We start from the raw sequence: 19,710 nt of genomic DNA on the forward strand, positions 1-19,710 counted from the left end.
CAATATATCAATAGATTTATATTTAATAGAAACATCAATAACATAAAAATCAGTATTATTTAAAATGCACAACGGGTATTTCTTATATTAAATTATAAACTATGTTTTTTTTTTCTAGTCGATTAAAACTCCAGGAGAGCCACCTGCCGAGATACAATCATCATATGCCGTATCTGCAGCTGAATAAGCCAATTGAGAATCATAGGTAAGTGAATATATGTGGTCATAAACACCTATAGCTTCATTAGCGCAATTTTTCTTTTTATAGATTAATTCTGGTTGTGCATGGAGCTCAATGTTGTAAAAATGAAAGAAAAAAACGCTTTTGCAAGAAAAAAATCAAATTTTAACAGTTTTCAATGTGGTTTAATCGGTTTATTTGTACTGTAAAAGTTAGCATAAATCTAAAACTCTAATCCCCAATAAATTTTTGAGTCAGTCTGGAAATCAAGTCTTCGTATTCTTCTTGGGTCATTGCTTTAGAGCCCTCTATTTTTTCTATTTCTAAATCGTCGCATTGTTCTATATTTTTAGCCGTCACTACAGCTCCTTTTAAATTTACCTCTGCTATTAAACCCGGCAAGCCCATAAAAATATCTGGACCAGATTGTAACGCAATGGCCGGAATAAACCACGCTTCTACCTCTAAGTTTTCATTAGTTACTGGATAATAGTAGCTGCCCATTGCTTTTCTGGCAGTAAAACCCAAAATCTTTTTTTGATCTTCTTTTATAACCCAATTAAAATTATAGCAGCCTCTTTTTACCGTAAAATCTTCACTTACCAAGTTTTTAATAAAAGTGATTTTTTTGTCTTTATGATTGGCGTAAACCTCCTCATTAAAGTTAGCAAATAGTTTCACCGCTTTGTAGTAAAGCGATTCCATTCGTGAATCACTTTCTATGCTTAAGGTTTCTTCCTCTTCAAAATGCGAATTTTCTTTATTGCTAAAAAGTGTAAAATTTACATCTTTTGAACGGTCAATAATCTTTTTAGTAAAATGTTTAGATCTTTCATTTAAGCTATCTATAGGGCGACGTAATTTTATTTCAGAAATTCCGTAAGTTATTTTAAAAGAAGTTTGTGCATTCAAATCCCAACTAAGACATCCCAAAAAAACAAATAATAGAGTTTTTAAAAAGCCTTTTCTAATCAATTTTATTCCTAAGGGTTTTTTCATTGTGCCACTAAGTTATTAAAAAGAGTCCTATTGGCTAAGTTAATCCTTCCATAAATATCTATAGAATAAGTCATAACAAAAAAATCTGCTCTCTTTCTTTTATAAAGACTTCTTCCCCGTTAAAACCATAGAATAAGATTTAATCGTTGACCAAATTTTTCTACTTCGACAAGCTCTTTAAGAAAAGCTTTATTACTCCCACAAAGTGCAAAAGAAACGAAAGGAAAAAAGATATCTCTTTTCTTTTTAGAAGAAAGCAATAATCTGCTTCTACAAAATACCTATCTATTATAATCTTAGCTTCTTATATTGTAATTCAAAAAACTATATTTGCACAAATATCTTACTGTAATTCGACTCAATAAATTTTGAAAAGAGCCGGTAAGACTTAAGATAATGTTATGAAGCATATAAGAAACTTTTGTATAATAGCCCATATTGATCACGGTAAGAGTACGTTAGCAGATAGATTGTTAGATTTTACAGGCTCGGTTACCGATCGTGAAAAGCAAGAACAATTATTAGACAGTATGGACCTAGAACGGGAGCGTGGAATCACCATTAAGAGTCACGCGATCCAAATGAATTACATGCATAAAGGCGAAGAGTATATCCTTAACCTCATCGATACGCCGGGACACGTAGATTTTTCTTACGAGGTTTCTCGTTCTATCGCTGCCTGTGAGGGTGCTTTATTGGTCGTGGATGCTGCACAAAGTATACAAGCCCAAACCATTTCTAACCTTTACTTGGCGCTAGAAAACGATTTAGAAATTATTCCAGTACTTAATAAGGTAGATTTACCTAGTGCCAATCCTGAAGAAGTAACCGATGATATTGTAGATCTTTTGGGTTGCGATGCCTCGGAAATCATTCCGGCAAGTGCCAAAACAGGACTTGGAATTGAAGAGATCTTAACCGCCATCATTGATCGTGTTCCTGCTCCTAGCGGAAAAGTAGACGCTCCCTTGAGAGCCTTGATATTTGATTCGGTTTACAATCCGTTTCGTGGTGTTGAGACATACTTTAGAGTCATTAACGGCAGCATAAAAAAAGGACAGCACATTAAGTTTGTCGCTACGGGAAATGATTATTATGCCGATGAAGTAGGAACTTTACGCTTAAAACAATTTCCACAAAAAGAAATAAAAACCGGTGATGTAGGTTATTTAATTACGGGAATTAAAGATGCCCGCGACGTAAAAGTAGGAGATACCATTACCGATGCTAAAAACCCAACCACGGAAGCTATTCCTGGTTTTGAGGATGTAAAACCTATGGTTTTTGCCGGAATTTATCCTGTAGATACCGAAGATTATGAAGAATTGCGTTCTTCTATGGAGAAACTGCAATTAAATGATGCTTCCTTAGTATTTGCCCCAGAAAGTTCAGCAGCACTTGGATTTGGATTTCGATGTGGTTTCTTAGGAATGCTTCACTTAGAAATTATTCAAGAAAGATTAGAGCGCGAATTTGATATGACGGTGATCACCACGGTTCCCAACGTATCTTACCACGCGTTTACTCATAAAAATCCTAATGAGGTGGTGTTAGTTAACAACCCATCAGATTTACCAGAACCTTCTAAACTAGACCGTGTAGAGGAACCTTTTATTAAAGCAACGATTATCACCAAAGCCGACTTTGTAGGTCCCGTGATGTCTTTATGTATAGAAAAAAGAGGAGAAATTACCGCCCAAACTTACTTAACTACAGAGCGAGTGGAGCTTAATTTTGATATGCCTTTAGCAGAAATTGTATTCGATTTCTATGACCGTTTAAAAACGGTTTCTAAAGGATACGCTTCGTTTGATTATACACCTATTGGATTAAGACAATCTAAATTAGTAAAAGTAGATGTACTCCTTAATGCCAGTAATGTAGATGCGCTTTCTGCTTTATTACACGTAGACAATGCCTATGATATTGGGAAGAGGATGTGTGAAAAGTTAAAAGAACTAATTCCGCGACAGCAGTTTGATATTCCTATTCAAGCGGCCATTGGAGCCAAAATTATCGCGCGTGAAACCGTAAAAGCCTTACGTAAAGATGTCACCGCCAAATGTTATGGGGGTGATATTTCTCGTAAGCGAAAGCTCTTAGAGAAACAAAAGAAAGGTAAAAAGCGTATGCGCCAAGTGGGGAATGTAGAAATACCTCAAGAAGCCTTTATGGCGGTATTAAAGCTTAACGACTAGCTATAAAAAACCCTCTGAAAATTTTCAGAGGGTTTTTTTGTAAAATCTAAGCTGTATTGCATTTTTATTGACAATTAGAGCTAGTTATTTGTTCCATGGTACTTATAAAAACACTAAATGAAGTTCCATCTAAAGGGATGGTAGTTTCCGATCCGGTTCCAACAACCGTAGCGGTTACAGTACCATCACCATTATCACAATATTCAATAGCACTAGTTTCCCCGTCTTCCGCTGTAAGTGTACAAGTTTGACAAGCTGAAGCAGATGGTTCTCCTACCTCTTCTCCGTCATCGTCACTTGAGCAAGAAGTAAATGCAAATAAACCTGTGGCTAAAGCCATAAAAATTATTTTTTTCATAATTTTTTTATTTTTTAGTTAGTTTACTTAGCAAGATAGCAGAATTAAATCTTTTTTAAAAAAATTACTAGCTTTTTATTAATAATTCGTTAAAATTATATGAATTTACAATCTATATTATTCCTTAGAAACCGTTTCTTCTAAATTCGTTTTCTTAGTATGATTTTGAACTTCAAAAGTTTTTCCTAGATATACCAACTGGAAGCCTTCTTCAATTTCTACTTCCTCACTATTGGTAGAAATTATACTTAGATCTCCTTCTTTGTTTTTCACAAAAAGAGGAATTACCTCATGATCTGTTTTTGAAATTTCAATAAGCCCCTCATAATGTTCTTTTGAATTGAGTTCTATTTCTTTTATTTCGGGAAATTTTCTTGCCACCTCTGATAGTCTAATGTAATCGTCTGTATGGGAGAATAAAGCTTCATTAGGATTACTTTCTGGATCTCCCATTTCATCGGCAGAAACCACTCTAAACGATCCGTTTTCACCAAAATGTTTTTGGAATCGTTTAATGGCTGTTTTATTAATCTCGGTGTTTCCGGTCATCGCCATCAGGTAACCCACATCATTCAATTCTATATTATTGCTTAAATCATCAGAGAAAACACTTCCTTCAATAGCTTCAATCCCTAGTGCTTTCGCTTTTTGAACATTGGTCCTATTATTATCTACCAATACCACGTGACGGTTGTTCTTCTTTAAATAAGCGCCAATTAATCTTGAAATTGAAGAAGCTCCAATAATTAAGATTCCTTCAGAGTCTTTAAGTAAAACACCTAAAAGTTTAGCCAACAGGCGATCTGTTGTGGCGTTTAATAAAACGGTTCCCAATACAATCATAAAAACTAATGGCGTAATATACTCTGCTCCAACCACGCCCTGACTTACTAATTTCAGTCCGAATAATGAAGAAATTCCCGCCGCCACGATTCCGCGTGGACCTACCCAACTAATAAAAATTTTCTCGTTTAGTTTTAAAGAAGAATTGATACTGCTCAAAAATACCCCGATTGGTCTTATGACAAATGCAACTACTGCAAACAGTATTAGCGCGTTCCAGTTATACACCAATAATAAATCTTCTATATTAATATTAGCCGCCAATAAAATAAAAAGAATCGATACCAAAAGAACACTAAGAGATTCTTTAAAATATAGTAATTCTTTGATGTTGGGTAAATTGGTGTTCCCTAAAACCATTCCCATCACCACAACGGCCAATAAACCACTTTCGTGAGCAAAAATGTCAGATAAAACAAAAACTCCTAGAACCGTTGCCAACGTAAAGACATTGAGTAAATAATGCGGAATTATGTTTTTCTTGATAGAAAATGCTAGCGCATGAGCAAACGTAAATCCGAAAGTAAATCCGAAAAGCACAATTTTTCCAAACTCAATTAATGCGGTTTGCGTAAATTCTTTTCCTTCTCCCGCACTTATAAATTCAAACACCAATACAGCAACCAAAGCGCCTATAGGGTCAATTAAAATCCCTTCCCATTTTAGAATAGCGGACACGTCTCTCTTTAGCGGAATATTCCTTAAGATGGGTGTAATTACGGTTGGTCCAGTAACAATAACCAAAGCAGCAAACAGGAAAGAGATTTGCCATGAAAGATCAAAAATAAAGTGAGAGGCGACTCCTGCTCCAATAAAAGTAATAACAACAGCTACGGTAATTAATTTTACAATAACGGGCCCTACATTAAGGATCTCTCCCTTTCTTAAAGTTAACCCTCCTTCAAAAAGAATAATACTAACTGCGAGTGAAACAAAGTAAAATAAGCTTTCTCCAGGAAAAAGACCCGATTCTCCATTCCATATAGGTTCTATAAGTTTTGCTCCATCAGCAGTAAAGAGTGTTGCAATAGGGCCAACAGCCAAGCCTATAAGTATTAAAGGTAAAATAGCAGGAATTTTAAATTTCCAAGCGCTCCATTGAGCTAATATTCCTAAGATGACGATTCCGGCAAGTTCTAGCATATGCAATTATGGATTAAAAATAATCGTATTGAATCAACGAAAATAACTTTTTTATTTTTAATGTATTTATTTTATTGCCAAAAGGAATGTTAAATACATTGCCAAAATCAAGATTAAAGCCCTGTTTTTGTTATTTTGCGGCACATAGCATATAAACCAAACTTTTTTATGACACTACATCCTATTGAAGCCGGAAATTTTAAATTAGACGGCGGGGCTATGTTTGGTGTTGTCCCTAAAACTTTATGGACAAGAACCAATCCTGCAGATGCCAACAATATGATTGATATTGCTGCTCGCTGTCTCCTTATTGAAGATGGCGATCAACTCATTCTTATTGATAACGGACTTGGAGATAAACAAGATGAAAAATTTTTTAAGCACTATCACCGCTGGGGAGATCATTCGTTAGATAAATCTCTACAAGAAAAAGGATTTCACCGCGATGATATTACCGATGTCTTCTTAACCCACCTTCATTTTGATCACTGCGGCGGAAGCATACAGTGGAACAAAGATAGAACGGGCTTTGAGCCTGCTTTTAAAAGAGCTAAATTTTGGACCAATAAAGAACATTGGGACTGGGCCACAAACCCAAACGCTAGAGAAAAGGCTTCTTTTCTGAAAGAAAATCTGCTTCCTATGGAAGAAAGTGGACAACTTCATTTCTTAGATCGCGATAAAGGATCTCATTTTTATGAAGATCTAGGCTTTGGAGCGCTTTTTGTAGATGGCCACACCGATAAGCAAATGATTCCCCATATTCAATATCAAGGAAAAACCCTTGTTTTTATGGCAGATTTGTTGCCAACCGCGGGTCATGTGCCTTTACCTTATGTGATGGGATACGATACCAGACCTTTATTAACCCTCAACGAGAAAAAAGCATTTCTAGAAAAAGCCGCCGATGAAGGATTTTACTTATTTTTGGAGCACGATGCGCATCATGAGATCATCACGCTTAAGAATACCGAAAAAGGAGTAAGACACGATCAAACCTATACTTTTAATCAACTATTTAATTCATAAATTATATTCATGAGAAGATCATTTTTAAAATCAACTTTTGCTGCGGCAACAGTAGCTATGATTGCTGCTAGTTGTGGTACTACCGGTCCGGTAATCACTTCTACACCTATAGATAATATAGATCAACAACCGCTTAAAACTTCTAGCCTAACAGATACCCAAATGAAAGGATGGGGAGGAGCCGATTTGGTAACCGATACCATTCCTGGAATGAGCGTTCAAAAAGCGTACGATGAAATCCTTAAAGATTATGAAGGAGAAACGGTTATTGTAGGCGTGATTGATAGCGGAGTAGATATTGAGCATGAAGATTTAAAAAATGTGCTTTGGACCAACGAAAAAGAAATTCCGGAGAACGGAATTGATGACGATAAAAACGGGTATGTAGATGATGTTCATGGATGGAATTTCTTAGGGGACGCTGTCGCGGAAAATTTAGAATTTGTACGTATTGTAAAAAGACTACAACCTAAATATGAAGGAAAAACTCCCGCTGAAGTAAGTGCTGAAAACAAAGAAGAGTACGCCATGTACCAAAAAGCTCAGCAAGAGTTTGAGAAAAAGTTTAATGAAACTACCCAAAACAGCAATTACTACAAGCAGTTGCTTCAAACTTTAGAGACTTCTGAAGAAACCGTAAGCAATAAACTAGGAAAAGAAGATTTTTCTAAAGAAGACCTTGCTTCTATGGATGCCGATACCCAAGAACTTAAAGAAGCAAAAGGCTTTTTAAGTAATATTATGGCAAATATTGGTAACCTTGATGATGCTAAAAAACAATTGAAAGGAGGAATAGACTATTTCTCTGGAGGCTTAGATACGCATTACAATTTAGATCTTAACGGTCGTGATATCGTTGGAGACGATCCTTATGACATTACAGATACTGACTATGGAAACGGAAATGTTTCTGGTCCAGATCCTAAAAAAGAAGATGCTAAACACGGTACGCACGTTGCTGGAATCATCGCTGCCGAAAGAAATAACGGAATTGGAATTGACGGAGTTGCCAAAAATGTACAAATTATGGCCGTGAGAGCAGTTCCAGATGGTGATGAGTATGACAAAGATATTGCTTTAGCGATACGTTATGCCGTAGATAATGGGGCAAAAGTATTAAACACCAGTTTTGGAAAATACTTCTCTCAGAATCCAGAATGGGTTGTAGATGCCATAAAATATGCAGCAGATCATGACGTGCTTATTGTAAATGCAGCAGGAAACGATGCTTTAGATATGGATACTAGCCGTATTTACCCAAATGATCAGGATCCTGAAAATGTGATGGAATATGCCGATAACTTCTTAACGGTTGGGGCTTCCAACTATGAATACGGTTCTAAAGTGGTTGCGAGTTTCTCTAACTACGGTCAAACCAATGTAGATGTATTTGCTCCAGGTACAAAAATCTGGTCAACCACTCCATTAAACGAGTATGAGTTTTTACAAGGTACTTCTATGGCTTCTCCAGCTGTGGCAGGAGTTGCAGCTTTAATTAGATCTTACTATCCAAAATTAACGGCAGCACAAGTTAAAAATGTGATCATGCAAAGCGGTTTACCTTCTAAAGCAGATGTTATTGTAGGAGGAGATGCTAAAGATGTAAGACCTTTTAATGAACTTTCAGTTTCAGGAAAAATGGTTAACCTATACAATGCGTTAATTTTAGCCGATAAAATGTCTAAATAAAAACACGTAATCATTCACTTAAAAGGTGTTCTATTCTTTATAGTTTTCAGTAAATGCTAACTTTACGGAATTAGAACACCTTTTTTTTAAAAAAACTTATAACTTATGATAAATATGAAATCTCAATGCCTTTTGGTCGGACTTATTATCTGTTCGGTAATGACAGGTTTTGCACAAAATAGTACTTCGTATTGGCAGCAGCATGTTGATTATAAAATGGAGGTAGATGTAAATGTAAAAGAATACACGTATACGGGAACTCAAGAGTTGACGTATACCAACAACTCGCCAGACACCATTAACCAAGTGTTTTATCACTTATTTTTTAATGCCTTTCAACCCGGAAGCGAAATGGATGTACGGTCTAGAACTATTCAGGATCCAGATGATAGAGTAGGCGACCGCATTAGTAAGCTTTCTGATAAGGAAATTGGATTTTTGAAAATAGATCAACTAAAACAAGACAATAAAAAGTTAGACTACAAAGTAGTAGGTACCGTATTGCAAGTACGTTTAGCAAAACCTCTTTTACCTGGTAAAAAAACTACATTTAAGATGAAGTTTAACGGGCAAGTACCAGTGCAAGTACGTCGTTCGGGAAGAAATAGTGAAGAAGATGTGGCTTTATCCATGTCGCAATGGTACCCAAAATTAGCCGAATATGATTTTGAAGGCTGGCACGCAGATCCTTATATTGGAAGAGAATTTCACGGGGTTTGGGGAGATTTTGACGTAAAAATTAGCATCGATAAGGATTATATCCTTGGCGGAACAGGTTACTTACAAAACCCGCAAGAAATTGGTTACGGATACGAAAAAGAAGGAACCAACGTAAAACGTAGAGGTAAAAAACTCACGTGGCATTTTGTGGCACCACAAGTGCATGATTTTACTTGGGGAGCAGATCCAGAATTTGTTCACGATAAGCGTGTAGCCAAAGATGGAACGGTATTGCACTTTTTATATAAAGACAATCCCTCGTACGAAGAAGAAAATAATTTTACCGAGAACTGGAAAAACCTTCAGTCTAAAACCGAAGATTTATTAATGTTCTTTAATGAACATATTGGGCCCTATCCTTACGATCAATATTCCGTAATCCAAGGAGGAGACGGTGGTATGGAATATGCGATGTCTACCTTAATTACTGGTAATCGTAAGTTTGGGAGTTTGGTTGGAGTAACGGCTCACGAAATGGCTCACGCATGGTTTCAGGGTGTGCTAGCGACCAATGAATCTAAACACGAGTGGATGGATGAAGGATTCACCACCTACATTTCTACCTTAGCCGAAAATGAAGTGCTTTCAGAAGGAAAAGAAAATCCCTTAAGTGGCGCTTACCGTGGATATACTTACTTAGCCAATTCTGGTTCAGAACAGCCACAAAGTACCCACGCAGATCGTTACCATCTTAATCAGGCTTATGGGTTGACGGCTTATTCTAAGGGAGCTATATTTTTATCTCAATTAGGATATATCATTGGCGAAGAAAACTTAGCTACAACTTTACATACCTATTTTAACGATTGGAAGTATAAGCACCCCACACCAAACGACTTTAAGCGCGTTGCAGAGAAAGTAAGTGGAGCGCAATTAGATTGGTATTTAACCGATTGGACCCAAACCACCAATACTATAGATTACGGAATTAAAGACGTAACCGAAGATGCTGGTAAAACAAAGGTAGTTTTAGAGAGAATAGGACTAATGCCAATGCCTTTAGACGTAAGTGTTACGTATACCGATGGAAGCACCAAAGAATATTACATTCCGTTAAGAATGATGTATTTTAATAAACCCGGAGCTCAAAACATTCAGAAAGATTGGGCTTGGGCAATTCCTACGTACGATTTAATGATTGACGGAGCTAAGTCTACGATTAAGAAGATTGAAATAGATCCTTCTCAAATGATGGCAGACGCTAAAAGAGAAAATAACGTTTTTGAAAACTAAGCCTTAAAGAGTATCATTTTTTAAAAAGCCGTTTCAAATTTAGTTTTGAGACGGCTTTTTTGTTTTTATACAATCCCTATCTTTACGGAATGAAACAAGGATACCCTAAAGAAGAAAAACTAAAAAGCAAGATCCATATTGGGCAGCTTTTTGAAGAAGGAAGATCTGTAAAAAGTTTTCCACTGAAGCTTATGTATCATCCTATTCGTGGAGAAGAACACCATCATAAAGTAGGCGTTTCTGTTCCCAAAAGAAATTTTAAACTGGCAGTAACCCGCAACCGAATCAAGCGTTTGTTGCGCGAAAACTACCGCAAACAAAAGAATACATTCCCTGCACATACTAAAAAATACAGTATGATGTTTATCTATACCGGACGAAAAGAATTGGATTATAACGAGATAGAAGTCGCTATGAAAAAATTAATCCATAAATTTATAGAGACAGAATTGAAAGCCGACGCCTTATGAAAAAACGCATTCTCGTTCCCCTTCTTGCCATAGGGATATTAATCACCACGGCGAGCGCTAGTTATAAATCAGATTTTTTTGAGATTGCCAAGCAAATAGAAATCTTCACGACCTTGTTTAAGGAATTGAACATGAATTATGTAGATGAAACCAATCCGGCAGAGTTGATGGATACCGCGATCACTGCTATGTTAGCCGATTTGGATCCTTACACCAATTACTGGAATCAGCAGGAAGTAGAGCAAGCAAAAATTCAGAATTTTGGTCAGTATACAGGCATTGGCGCCAATGTATTTACCCAAGAGCACAAAATTAAGCTCATGGAAATCTACCAAGGTTATCCAGCAGATAAAGCGGGTTTAAAGCCCGGAGACGAGATCATTCAAATTGGCGATGTACTGCTTAAAGATTTTGATGAAGATGCGGGAGAATTGCTAAAAGGAGCTCCCAATAGCAAAGTGAACCTTAAATACATCCGTCAAGGGAAAACAGAGCAAACTACGCTCACTAGAGAAGCAGTAGAGATTAAAGCGGTTCCTTTTTATGAACTTACTTCAGATAAGATTGGCTACATTGTCTTATCCAAATTTAATCGTAAAGCTTCCGCGGAAGTAGCCACCGCACTTAAAAATTTAAAAGAACAAGGCGCCGAAAAAATTATTTTGGACCTTCGTGGGAATCCTGGTGGATTGTTGACGGAAGCCGTAAATGTGACTAATATTTTTGTTCCGAAAGGAGAAGTTATCACCACCACCAAATCGACCATAGAAAAATACAACCAAGTTTATAAAACCCAAAAAGACCCGATGGATACCGAAATTCCTTTGGCAGTATTGATCAATGGGAAAAGTGCTTCTGCCAGCGAGATTGTTTCGGGAAGCTTGCAAGATTTAGATCGGGCTGTGGTGATTGGCGCCAGAAGTTTTGGAAAAGGATTGGTGCAACGTCCCAAGCAACTTTCTTATGGCACCCAATTAAAGATTACCATTTCTAGGTATTATACGCCAAGCGGCCGTTGTATCCAAGCCTTGGATTATTGGAACCGTGATCAAGACGGGAAAGCCACCAAAACCAAGGTAGAAGACTATAACGAATTTAGCACGCGCAATGGGAGAAAAGTCTATGATGGCGGCGGAATTTTACCCGATATAAAGTTAGAAACCTCGGAATATAGTGCGGTGACCAACGCTTTACTGAAAGAACAGATTATTTTTAATTATGCCACCCAATACTATTATGCGCATCCCGAAATTAAATTAGATAACTTCGTTTTCACGGATAAGGATTTTGGGGAGTTTAAAAAGTTTCTACAAAAAGCAGATTTCAGCTATGAAACCGACACTGAAAAGCAATTGAAAGAGCTCATGCTGACTTCTAAAAAAGAAGGCTATCAAGAAGCGATTGCTAAAACTCAACAAAAAATGCTCCAAGAGATTGAAGCGGCAAAACAACAGCAAATCGACGCTAAGAAGCACGAGATTGAACGTTTGTTAAGCGATGAGATCATTAAACGTTACCACTACGAAGAAGGTTTATACACCTATTATTTAAGTCATAGTCCAGAAATTAAAAAAGCAAAAGAAATCTTGAACGATGCTGCTGCTTATCGCAACATTTTAAATTAATAAGTAGTCGTATCCGACTAAGATGATAGACCGCTGCCTGCCCGTACCTTTTTGGTTGGCCCGCCAGAATGAATTCCTTTGGGCTGGCGCTTTTAGATAATAGAAGTTAGATTAATTTTTATCACTAAGAAGCTTGTCATCTTTAAAGTTTTAACCAGACACTAATAATCAATAAAAATTAAAAACGCGCTCGCATATCAAGGTTTTCTAGACACAGCATCTATCTTTTTATCTGAAGAGAATAGGTTTGAGTTGCGTGTTTTTGAATTGCCTGAAAATCCCAACGTTCTCTTTACGGAAGAAATTCTGCCAAGTTTAGTCTTGGGAAAACGCGCCGAACGCTTTTTTGATTTTGCCATCAAACAGAGTTCTCGCTATGAAATGATAGCTCAAAACCTTCAGGTGATTTATGAGAAGAAAACCTTAGGTGAATTTGATTTTTTTGTGGAAGACTTAGAAGAACGCACTTCTCTTCATATAGAATTGGTGTATAAATTTTACTTATTTAATCCTTCGGTTTCCAAAGAAGAGGAATTAAAATGTTGGATTGGGCCCAATCGAAAAGATAGTTTTCTACGAAAAATAAATCGGTTAAAAACGCATCAGTTGTCCTTATTATTCCGTCAAGAAAGTGAGGAAATTTTAGCTCAGCAGCAAATTAATCCGCGAAAGCTTCAACAAAAAATATGTTTTAAAGCGAATTTATTTGTCCCTAAAACGTCTGGAAAAACAAGCTATGAACTCATTAATCCCAAAGCGATTGTTGGCTATTGGATGCATTTACATGAGTTTACAAAAGAGGAGTTTGGAACCGATGACTATTTTTCTCCGCAAAAAAAAGATTGGCCGGTAGATCCCAAACATCAGGAAGAATGGAAAAGCTATAAAAACATTCTCCAAGAAATTAAGTATCTTTTTAAGCATCAAAAAGCCGCTTTTATTTGGCGTAAGAAAGCCGATAGCAGTTTTGAACGCTTTTTTGTGGTTTGGTGGTAAACCAAGATTTTCCACTTAAAGAAAACTTGTTTTCAAGCTTTTTCGTAAGTATATAGCATGTTTTACCGGACAGAATTATATGCAATACCAAATTAAACAGATAATGTCGCATATAAATTGGTATAAAATCTTTTTTATGGAACTCAAATTCAATACTTCAAAAACTATTTGCACCCTTATCGCTTTGTTTTTCTCCATGTTTTTAGTGGCTTGCGGAACGTGTAAAAAAGAAACCGCAGCGCTAACTTTAGCGCAACAGCAAGTAGATCCTTTTAAAATTTCTAAGCATTTTTATGATGCGGTGAAAGAAGAACAGAACGCCGAAAAATATGCGAAACAATTGGCAGAGCTTTCCCCTGAAATTCTTAAAAAAAACTTGCAAACCGATACGCAAAAAAAAGCCTTTTGGCTTAATGTGTACAATACGTATGTGCAGTATCTCCTAAAAAATAATCCAGATTTATATCAAGATAGGTCTGCGTTTTTTAAAGACAATCACTTTGTGATTGTAGGGGAAGAGACGAGTTTAGATGTGTTAGAGCATGGTTTATTACGAAATTCTAGAATCAAAGTTTCTCTGGGATACGCCAAAAATCCTTTTGCTTCAGGTTTTGAAAAAGATTTTAGGGTAGAGGAAATCGATTGGAGAATTCATTTCGCCTTGAATTGCGGAGCCAAAAGCTGTCCGCCTGTTACTTATTATACCGTTGAAGGTTTAGACCAGCAATTGGAGGCTTCGGCTAAAAAATATTTAAAAAAGGAAGTAGACTATAAAAAAGAGGAAGAGGAGGTGTATGTTCCTGCTTTGATGAGTTGGTTTAGAGCCGATTTTGGCGGAAAAGAAGGCGTTATAGAAATCCTTAAGAACTATAAATTAATTCCGTCTAACGAAGATCCTAAGGTAGAGTTCTTAGATTATAACTGGGAGTTGGATTTGGATAATTATAGATAAACGACTAATCACTTTTCTCAACTTATAGTATGAATCTTAGTATTATTATTCCGGTGGTGAATGAAGAATTCCACTTAAAAAAGCTTTTGCCTTTATTGGTAGAAAGTCCAGCAAAAGAAGTGATTTTGGTGGATGGAGGAAGCACCGATGACTCTAAAAAAATAGCAGAAAATCTAGGCGTAAAAGTAATTGATGCTCCCAAAAGCAGAGCTAAACAAATGAATGCTGGTACAAAAGCGGCAATAGGAGACGTTCTTTATTTTGTACACGCCGATAGCATTCCGCCTGCGAGCTTTTATAAAGACATCGAAGCTCATTTAGAAGAAAACATTCCTTTTGGCTGTTTTAGATCCCTATTTGATACCAAAAATTGGTTTCTAAGGATCAATAGTTATTTTTCTAGGTATAAAGGCATGATGTTTAGAGGAGGCGGACAAACCCTATGGATTACGAAAAGTTTCTTTCAAGAATTAAAAGGCTATGATGAATCCCTTAAGTTGATGGAGGAATATGATTTTATAAAAAGAGCCAGTCAAAAAACAGATTACCACGTCATTCCAAAAGACGTTTTGGTAAGTACCAGAACTTATGATACCAACGGGAATTTTAAAACGCAGTTTATTTACGGCATCATCATGTTTGGTTTCTTCCGCGGAGTCAATCAAGATCAATTAATCAAATTTGGTAAGCGTTGGCTTAAGTAAAAAGCCTCGAGACAAGAGCCCGAGATGTAGTTTGATTATCTATTTATTTCAGAAAAAGCTTCCGTCTTTTTAGAACTTATTCAGCTAAAAAAGCAATTTATTTCCCCATTACTTTATAGCTAGGATCCTCAATAATGTTGACATCTATAATCTTTTCCGCATTATGCAAAAGTCTTCTACAATCGGCACTTAAATGCTTTAAATGTACTTTTTTACCTTGTTTTAAGTAACGATCGGTGATTTTGTTAACCGCATCGATGGCGCTCATATCGGTGATTTTACTATCGGCAAAATCGATGACGATTTCCTCAGGATCAGTTTCCACATCAAATTTATCTATAAAAGCGGTGGTAGAACCAAAGAAAAGAGGACCGTATAATTCATAATGTTTTACACCGTCTTCATCAATTCTTTTTCTCGCTCTAATGCGTTTCGCACTTTCCCAAGCAAATACCAAGGCAGAAATAATTACTCCTATCAATACGGCAAGTGCCAAATTATGTAGAAAAACAGTGACCAAAGTAACCACAAGCATCACAAAAATATCGTGTTTAGGCATTTTGGTAAAAGCTTTAAAACTCGCCCACTCAAAGGTACCGATAGCCACCATAATCATCACGCCTACGAGTGCTGCCATAGGAAGTAATTCGATAACGGGAGCACCCACTAAGATAATCGTTAGGATGGTTAATGCGGCGATGATTCCAGACAATCTAGCTCTAGAACCTGATGATAAATTAACTAAGGTTTGAGCAATCATAGGACAACCTCCCATTCCAAAGAAGAAACCATTGGCAATATTTGCCGTTCCTTGCGCTAAACATTCTTTATTGCTATTTCCTTTAGTTCCTGTAATTTCATCTACCAGATTAAGGGTAAGTAAACCTTCAGTAAGACCTACCGCGGCCATAATTAAACCATAAGGAAGAATAATTTGTAAAGTTTCTAAGGTAAACGGAACATTAGGAATATGAAACGGAGGTAAACTTCCGCTAACGGAAGCAATATCTACCACTTGTTTGGTATCAATATTAAAAACTAAAACAATTCCAAAGACCACCAAAATAGCAACTAAAGAAGCAGGAATAGCTTTGGTGAACTTAGGTAAGATCACAATAATTGCAATGGTTAAAGCCACTAAAGCGCCCATAATTAAAAGCGGAGTGCCCGTTAACCATGCTACTTCGCCGTTAAAAACGGTTTTAAACTGTTCCATCTGCGACATAAAAATGATGACCGCTAAACCATTTACAAAACCAAACATAACCGGTTGTGGCACTAATCTAATAAATTTTCCCAATTTAAAAAGACCTACTATAATTTGAATGATCCCGGCCATCGCTACAGCAGCAAACACATAATCTAACCCGTGAGAATTCATCAACGCGATTAACACGACTACAGTGGCACCGGCACCTCCAGAAACCATTCCTGGTCTACCACCAAAAATAGCGGTAATCAATCCCATAATAAAAGCGGCATATAATCCCACCAAAGGAGGAAAACCAGCAAGAATAGCAAATGAAAGCGATTCAGGAATCATCGTCATAGCGACGGTAAGACCAGCTAAAATTTCGATTTTGTAATCTACTTTTTGTTTAAAATCGAAAAGGTTAAAAACTTTTTTCATGAGCTATAGGTTGAATTTCCGTTAAACGGAATAAATTTTTGATAGAAAATTAAATAGAGATTTCCTAGAAACAGGAAAGAATATAAGTAAAAAGCCGTTGCTATGGCGGCGTAAGTTTAAATTGATATGTATACGACTTTTTTTGCATAAGAATTTGCAAAACTATTCATAAAAAGCTTTTCTCACAAGAGTTTGGTTACTAAGTTTTTACTAATCGTTTTTGAGCATGGCAATATGCGGAATCCCATCTTCTAAATATCCTTCTCCCAGTTGATTAAACTGATGAGATTCGTAAAATTTGGTAAGGTATTGCTGTGCAGAAAGCTTTATTTTTTTGGTTTGGTATTCGTCTTTAATCGCTTGAATGGAAGCTTTTAAAATCTCGTGTCCCCACCCAAATTTTCGATGTGATTTTTCTACTACTACTCGGCCAATCGCCGCTTCTTCAAAATAGATATGCGGTGCAAAACAACGCGCATAAGCTACCAGTTGCTCTTCGTGAAATCCTAAAATATGTAAAGCCTGTACATCTTTAGTATCTACATCTTGGTAGGCACAATCTTGTTCTACCACAAAAACTTCACTTCGCAATTGAAGTAGGGCATAAAGTTCTTCTAGACTTAAATCTTTAAAATACTTTACTTGGATCTCTAGTTGTGGGTTTTTCATTTTTTAATCTTGAACAATAATATCTTTAGGATCTTCTTTATTGAATTCGGGTTGAATATTAATGTGGTTGATATTAAATTCATCATTGGCCACCTTTTCTATTTTGGTAAGTATCGAATCAAATTCTGATATGGAAATATTTTTATGAAATTCTACATGGGCTTCTAAATGCACTTCTTTTTCATTGAGTTGCCAAATGTGGATGTGGTGTATATTTTTAATTTCTTCAATTTCGCAAACCGCTTCTACAATATCTTTAATGACAATATCACTAGGAGTAAATAACATCAATACATTAAAAGAAGACTTTAAAAGATCATAACCTACCACAATTAAATAAATGGCAATCCCAGCAGTTAACACGCTGTCTATCCAAAAAAGCTGGTAATATTTCATCAACAAACCTCCTATTAAAACCGCTACAGAAGCTAACATATCGGTAACTAAATGAAGGTACGCCGAACGCATGTTCATATTGGTTTTACTATCGGCTTTCATCAGTAAAACACTAAATCCATTCCCAGCTATTGCCAAAATTGCCAACCAGATGACCATGGTAGAATCTATACTTTGCGGATTAAAATAGCGTTCTACCGCTTCTTTAATCAATATAATAGCGATCACCATTAACGAGGAAGCGTTAATAAAAGCAGCGATAATTTCGGCTCTTTTATAACCAAAAGTCTTACTTACCGAAGCTTCTCTGGCCGATAACTTATTGGCGATGTAACTAATGATTAAAGAAAGTACATCACTAAAATTATGCAGCGCGTCAGAAAGTAAAGATAAACTTCCACTTATGAGCCCGCCTACCACTTGAGCCACCGTAATGATGATATTCAAAACAATGGATATCATGAGGTTTTTCCCCTTTATGGGCGCGTGGGAATGGGAATGTGAATGGTTATTCGAACTCAAAATAGTTATTTACAAGCGATTTTTTCTACTCTTTTTTGATGTCTTCCTCCTTCAAATGGCGTTGCTATAAATGATTTTACCATATCTATAGCTTGGGGCATCGAAGTGAATCTTGCCGGAATACTCAATATATTAGCATCATTATGTGCACGTGCTAATTTAGTAATTTCATTGGTCCAACACAGGGCGCATCTTACATTTTGATGTTTATTAGCCGTCATAGAAGCTCCGTTACCGCTTCCGCAGATAATGATTCCGAATTCCACTTTTGCTTCTTCCACATCTTTTGCCACAGGATGTACAAAATCTGGATAATCTACACTATCATTGGTATTGGTTCCATGATTAATAACGTTGATCTTGTTTTTTTCTAAAAAAGAAATGATTTCATTTTTATAATCTGTTCCTGCGTGGTCGTTGCCTATAGAAATTGTCATGAGCTTAGGTTTTATTAGATTTACAAAGGTAAGAGAAAGCTTAAAATGAGTCGATATTTTGCGATGTTAATTCAATTTCTTAAAAAACTAAAGATGAGCTCTTTACTATTAACCATGAATTGTGGATAAGTGGCGGTTACTTTTTACAAGTAAAATTTGCTTTTCCATTATTTATTTCCAAGGCGAGGAGATGTTGAATAATCCTATGAAAGTTGTTATTATTTTAAAAAAACTTATGAGCATTCAAGTCACACTTATCAACATGGAAAATGTGTAAATAGAATGAACTAAATACTATTCACTTCTCTATTCACCATTGTTAATAATTAAACGTAAAAATAGAGAATTCAAGGAGTTAGTATTAACAATTCCTTCACATTTGTGTTAAGTAGTTTTCAAAAGATACAAATGCAAATTTATAAGAGTATTTTTCTACCGCTATAAACACGCAATCATATACATCATTTATTTTTTTAAATTTATAAAAGAAAAAAGATGATTATATATAATGTTCATAACATCTGTGAAGAAATGAGAAAAAGTATTAAAATGGAATCTAAAAAAAAGAAGATAGAGATATTAATATAGTCGTGTCCGACTAAGATATAAGACTTGATTCTTATTAGCCCGATAATTAGATTTAATGATTAAGCATTCGTATTAATTTTTAAATTTCAATACTAAACTTAATAGCAAGCTGTTATTTCATAAAAAACCTCTAAACGCCTTTTATATTTGAATCAACAGAATTCTGTAATGTTTTAATCGGACACTAATGATATTGAAATATGTTTTGAAAACAACAAGCAAGACTTAATCCTAACTAACCAATAAATAGTTGCGGTTTAAAATAAGATCAACTCAGATAGACCGTTGTAAAGCCTTTACTAAATTGGTATTTAAAGATAAATAGGAG

The 19,710-nt window shown here is 36.0% G+C and carries 16 protein-coding genes; 9 read left to right on the forward strand and 7 right to left on the reverse strand.

All coding sequences use genetic code 11. From position 1 onward, the window contains the following. Positions 1 to 412: 412 nt before the first annotated feature. Positions 413 to 1,180 carry a GLPGLI family protein gene (locus tag RBU60_RS02805; RefSeq protein ID WP_308863143.1) on the reverse strand — a complete coding sequence of 256 codons (768 nt, stop codon included), beginning with the start codon at positions 1,178 to 1,180 and terminating at the stop codon, positions 413 to 415. Between the two features lie 401 nt (positions 1,181 to 1,581). Here RBU60_RS02805 and lepA point away from each other — a divergent pair, with 401 nt between their 5' ends. Next, positions 1,582 to 3,378 carry a translation elongation factor 4 gene (lepA, locus tag RBU60_RS02810; RefSeq protein WP_308863144.1) on the forward strand — a complete coding sequence of 599 codons (1,797 nt, stop codon included), beginning with the start codon at positions 1,582 to 1,584 and terminating at the stop codon, positions 3,376 to 3,378. 64 nt (positions 3,379 to 3,442) lie between these two features. On the opposite strand, the gene RBU60_RS02815 is transcribed toward lepA, so the two are convergent. Beyond that, positions 3,443 to 3,736 (reverse strand): hypothetical protein, encoded by a 294-nt coding sequence (locus RBU60_RS02815; protein ID WP_308863145.1) that lies wholly within the window; start codon positions 3,734 to 3,736, stop codon positions 3,443 to 3,445. Between the two features lie 117 nt (positions 3,737 to 3,853). Continuing rightward, the gene (locus RBU60_RS02820) at positions 3,854 to 5,722 is read right to left on the reverse strand and encodes a cation:proton antiporter (protein ID WP_308863146.1); all 1,869 of its coding nucleotides are present in this window, start codon (positions 5,720 to 5,722) and stop codon (positions 3,854 to 3,856) included. Between the two features lie 168 nt (positions 5,723 to 5,890). Between RBU60_RS02820 and RBU60_RS02825 the strand changes: the two genes are divergently transcribed. The 8 genes from RBU60_RS02825 (at position 5,891) to RBU60_RS02860 (ending at position 15,140) form a co-directional block, all read left to right on the forward strand. Beyond that, positions 5,891 to 6,751 carry an MBL fold metallo-hydrolase gene (locus RBU60_RS02825; RefSeq protein ID WP_308863147.1) on the forward strand — a complete coding sequence of 287 codons (861 nt, stop codon included), beginning with the start codon at positions 5,891 to 5,893 and terminating at the stop codon, positions 6,749 to 6,751. Positions 6,752 to 6,760: 9 nt separating this feature from the next. Continuing rightward, the gene (locus RBU60_RS02830; protein ID WP_308863148.1) at positions 6,761 to 8,440 is read left to right on the forward strand and encodes a S8 family peptidase; all 1,680 of its coding nucleotides are present in this window, start codon (positions 6,761 to 6,763) and stop codon (positions 8,438 to 8,440) included. Positions 8,441 to 8,554: 114 nt separating this feature from the next. After that, complete coding sequence (locus tag RBU60_RS02835; protein ID WP_308863149.1) at positions 8,555 to 10,393, forward strand: M1 family metallopeptidase; 1,839 nt, start codon at positions 8,555 to 8,557, stop codon at positions 10,391 to 10,393. An 89-nt stretch (positions 10,394 to 10,482) separates the two neighbouring features. Next, the gene (gene rnpA / locus RBU60_RS02840) at positions 10,483 to 10,863 is read left to right on the forward strand and encodes a ribonuclease P protein component (RefSeq protein WP_308863150.1); all 381 of its coding nucleotides are present in this window, start codon (positions 10,483 to 10,485) and stop codon (positions 10,861 to 10,863) included. Next, complete coding sequence (locus tag RBU60_RS02845; RefSeq protein WP_308863151.1) at positions 10,860 to 12,488, forward strand: S41 family peptidase; 1,629 nt, start codon at positions 10,860 to 10,862, stop codon at positions 12,486 to 12,488. Before rnpA ends, RBU60_RS02845 begins: the two co-directional genes overlap by 4 nt. A gap of 252 nt (positions 12,489 to 12,740) precedes the next feature. Continuing rightward, positions 12,741 to 13,484 carry a DUF1853 family protein gene (locus tag RBU60_RS02850; RefSeq protein ID WP_308863152.1) on the forward strand — a complete coding sequence of 248 codons (744 nt, stop codon included), beginning with the start codon at positions 12,741 to 12,743 and terminating at the stop codon, positions 13,482 to 13,484. A gap of 136 nt (positions 13,485 to 13,620) precedes the next feature. Beyond that, positions 13,621 to 14,436, forward strand: coding sequence for a DUF547 domain-containing protein (locus tag RBU60_RS02855; protein WP_308863153.1), 816 nt, complete (start codon positions 13,621 to 13,623; stop codon positions 14,434 to 14,436). 29 nt (positions 14,437 to 14,465) lie between these two features. After that, positions 14,466 to 15,140 (forward strand): TIGR04283 family arsenosugar biosynthesis glycosyltransferase, encoded by a 675-nt coding sequence (locus RBU60_RS02860; protein WP_308863154.1) that lies wholly within the window; start codon positions 14,466 to 14,468, stop codon positions 15,138 to 15,140. Between the two features lie 97 nt (positions 15,141 to 15,237). Here RBU60_RS02860 and RBU60_RS02865 read toward each other — a convergent pair whose 3' ends face one another. The 4 genes from RBU60_RS02865 to rpiB all read right to left on the reverse strand — a co-directional run bounded on the left by RBU60_RS02865 (position 15,238) and on the right by rpiB (position 18,794). Beyond that, positions 15,238 to 16,770 carry a SulP family inorganic anion transporter gene (locus RBU60_RS02865; RefSeq protein ID WP_308863155.1) on the reverse strand — a complete coding sequence of 511 codons (1,533 nt, stop codon included), beginning with the start codon at positions 16,768 to 16,770 and terminating at the stop codon, positions 15,238 to 15,240. Positions 16,771 to 16,980: 210 nt separating this feature from the next. Further along, on the reverse strand, positions 16,981 to 17,439 hold the full coding sequence (locus RBU60_RS02870) for a GNAT family N-acetyltransferase (RefSeq protein ID WP_308863156.1): 459 nt from the start codon (positions 17,437 to 17,439) through the stop codon (positions 16,981 to 16,983). Between the two features lie 3 nt (positions 17,440 to 17,442). Then, positions 17,443 to 18,297: a cation diffusion facilitator family transporter gene (locus RBU60_RS02875; RefSeq protein ID WP_308863157.1), complete on the reverse strand. Its 855-nt coding sequence runs from the start codon at positions 18,295 to 18,297 to the stop codon at positions 17,443 to 17,445. A gap of 65 nt (positions 18,298 to 18,362) precedes the next feature. Then, positions 18,363 to 18,794 (reverse strand): ribose 5-phosphate isomerase B, encoded by a 432-nt coding sequence (gene rpiB, locus RBU60_RS02880; RefSeq protein WP_308863158.1) that lies wholly within the window; start codon positions 18,792 to 18,794, stop codon positions 18,363 to 18,365. Positions 18,795 to 19,710 lie beyond the last annotated feature (916 nt).

It is taken from the genome of Mesonia profundi (assembly GCF_031085155.1).
GTDB classification, from domain to species: Bacteria; Bacteroidota; Bacteroidia; order Flavobacteriales; family Flavobacteriaceae; genus Mesonia; species Mesonia profundi.

Excerpts from the sequence above, each read along its gene's own strand:
- RBU60_RS02805 (WP_308863143.1), bottom strand. The coding sequence starts at position 1,180 with ATGAAAAAACCCTTAGGAATAAAATTGATTAGAAAAGGCTTTTTAAAA.
- lepA (WP_308863144.1), top strand. The coding sequence starts at position 1,582 with ATGAAGCATATAAGAAACTTTTGTATAATAGCCCATATTGATCACGGT.
- RBU60_RS02815 (WP_308863145.1), bottom strand. The coding sequence starts at position 3,736 with ATGAAAAAAATAATTTTTATGGCTTTAGCCACAGGTTTATTTGCATTT.
- RBU60_RS02820 (WP_308863146.1), bottom strand. The coding sequence starts at position 5,722 with ATGCTAGAACTTGCCGGAATCGTCATCTTAGGAATATTAGCTCAATGG.
- RBU60_RS02825 (WP_308863147.1), top strand. The coding sequence starts at position 5,891 with ATGACACTACATCCTATTGAAGCCGGAAATTTTAAATTAGACGGCGGG.
- RBU60_RS02830 (WP_308863148.1), top strand. The coding sequence starts at position 6,761 with ATGAGAAGATCATTTTTAAAATCAACTTTTGCTGCGGCAACAGTAGCT.
- RBU60_RS02835 (WP_308863149.1), top strand. The coding sequence starts at position 8,555 with ATGAAATCTCAATGCCTTTTGGTCGGACTTATTATCTGTTCGGTAATG.
- rnpA (WP_308863150.1), top strand. The coding sequence starts at position 10,483 with ATGAAACAAGGATACCCTAAAGAAGAAAAACTAAAAAGCAAGATCCAT.
- RBU60_RS02845 (WP_308863151.1), top strand. The coding sequence starts at position 10,860 with ATGAAAAAACGCATTCTCGTTCCCCTTCTTGCCATAGGGATATTAATC.
- RBU60_RS02855 (WP_308863153.1), top strand. The coding sequence starts at position 13,621 with ATGGAACTCAAATTCAATACTTCAAAAACTATTTGCACCCTTATCGCT.
- RBU60_RS02860 (WP_308863154.1), top strand. The coding sequence starts at position 14,466 with ATGAATCTTAGTATTATTATTCCGGTGGTGAATGAAGAATTCCACTTA.
- RBU60_RS02865 (WP_308863155.1), bottom strand. The coding sequence starts at position 16,770 with ATGAAAAAAGTTTTTAACCTTTTCGATTTTAAACAAAAAGTAGATTAC.
- RBU60_RS02870 (WP_308863156.1), bottom strand. The coding sequence starts at position 17,439 with ATGAAAAACCCACAACTAGAGATCCAAGTAAAGTATTTTAAAGATTTA.
- RBU60_RS02875 (WP_308863157.1), bottom strand. The coding sequence starts at position 18,297 with ATGATATCCATTGTTTTGAATATCATCATTACGGTGGCTCAAGTGGTA.
- rpiB (WP_308863158.1), bottom strand. The coding sequence starts at position 18,794 with ATGACAATTTCTATAGGCAACGACCACGCAGGAACAGATTATAAAAAT.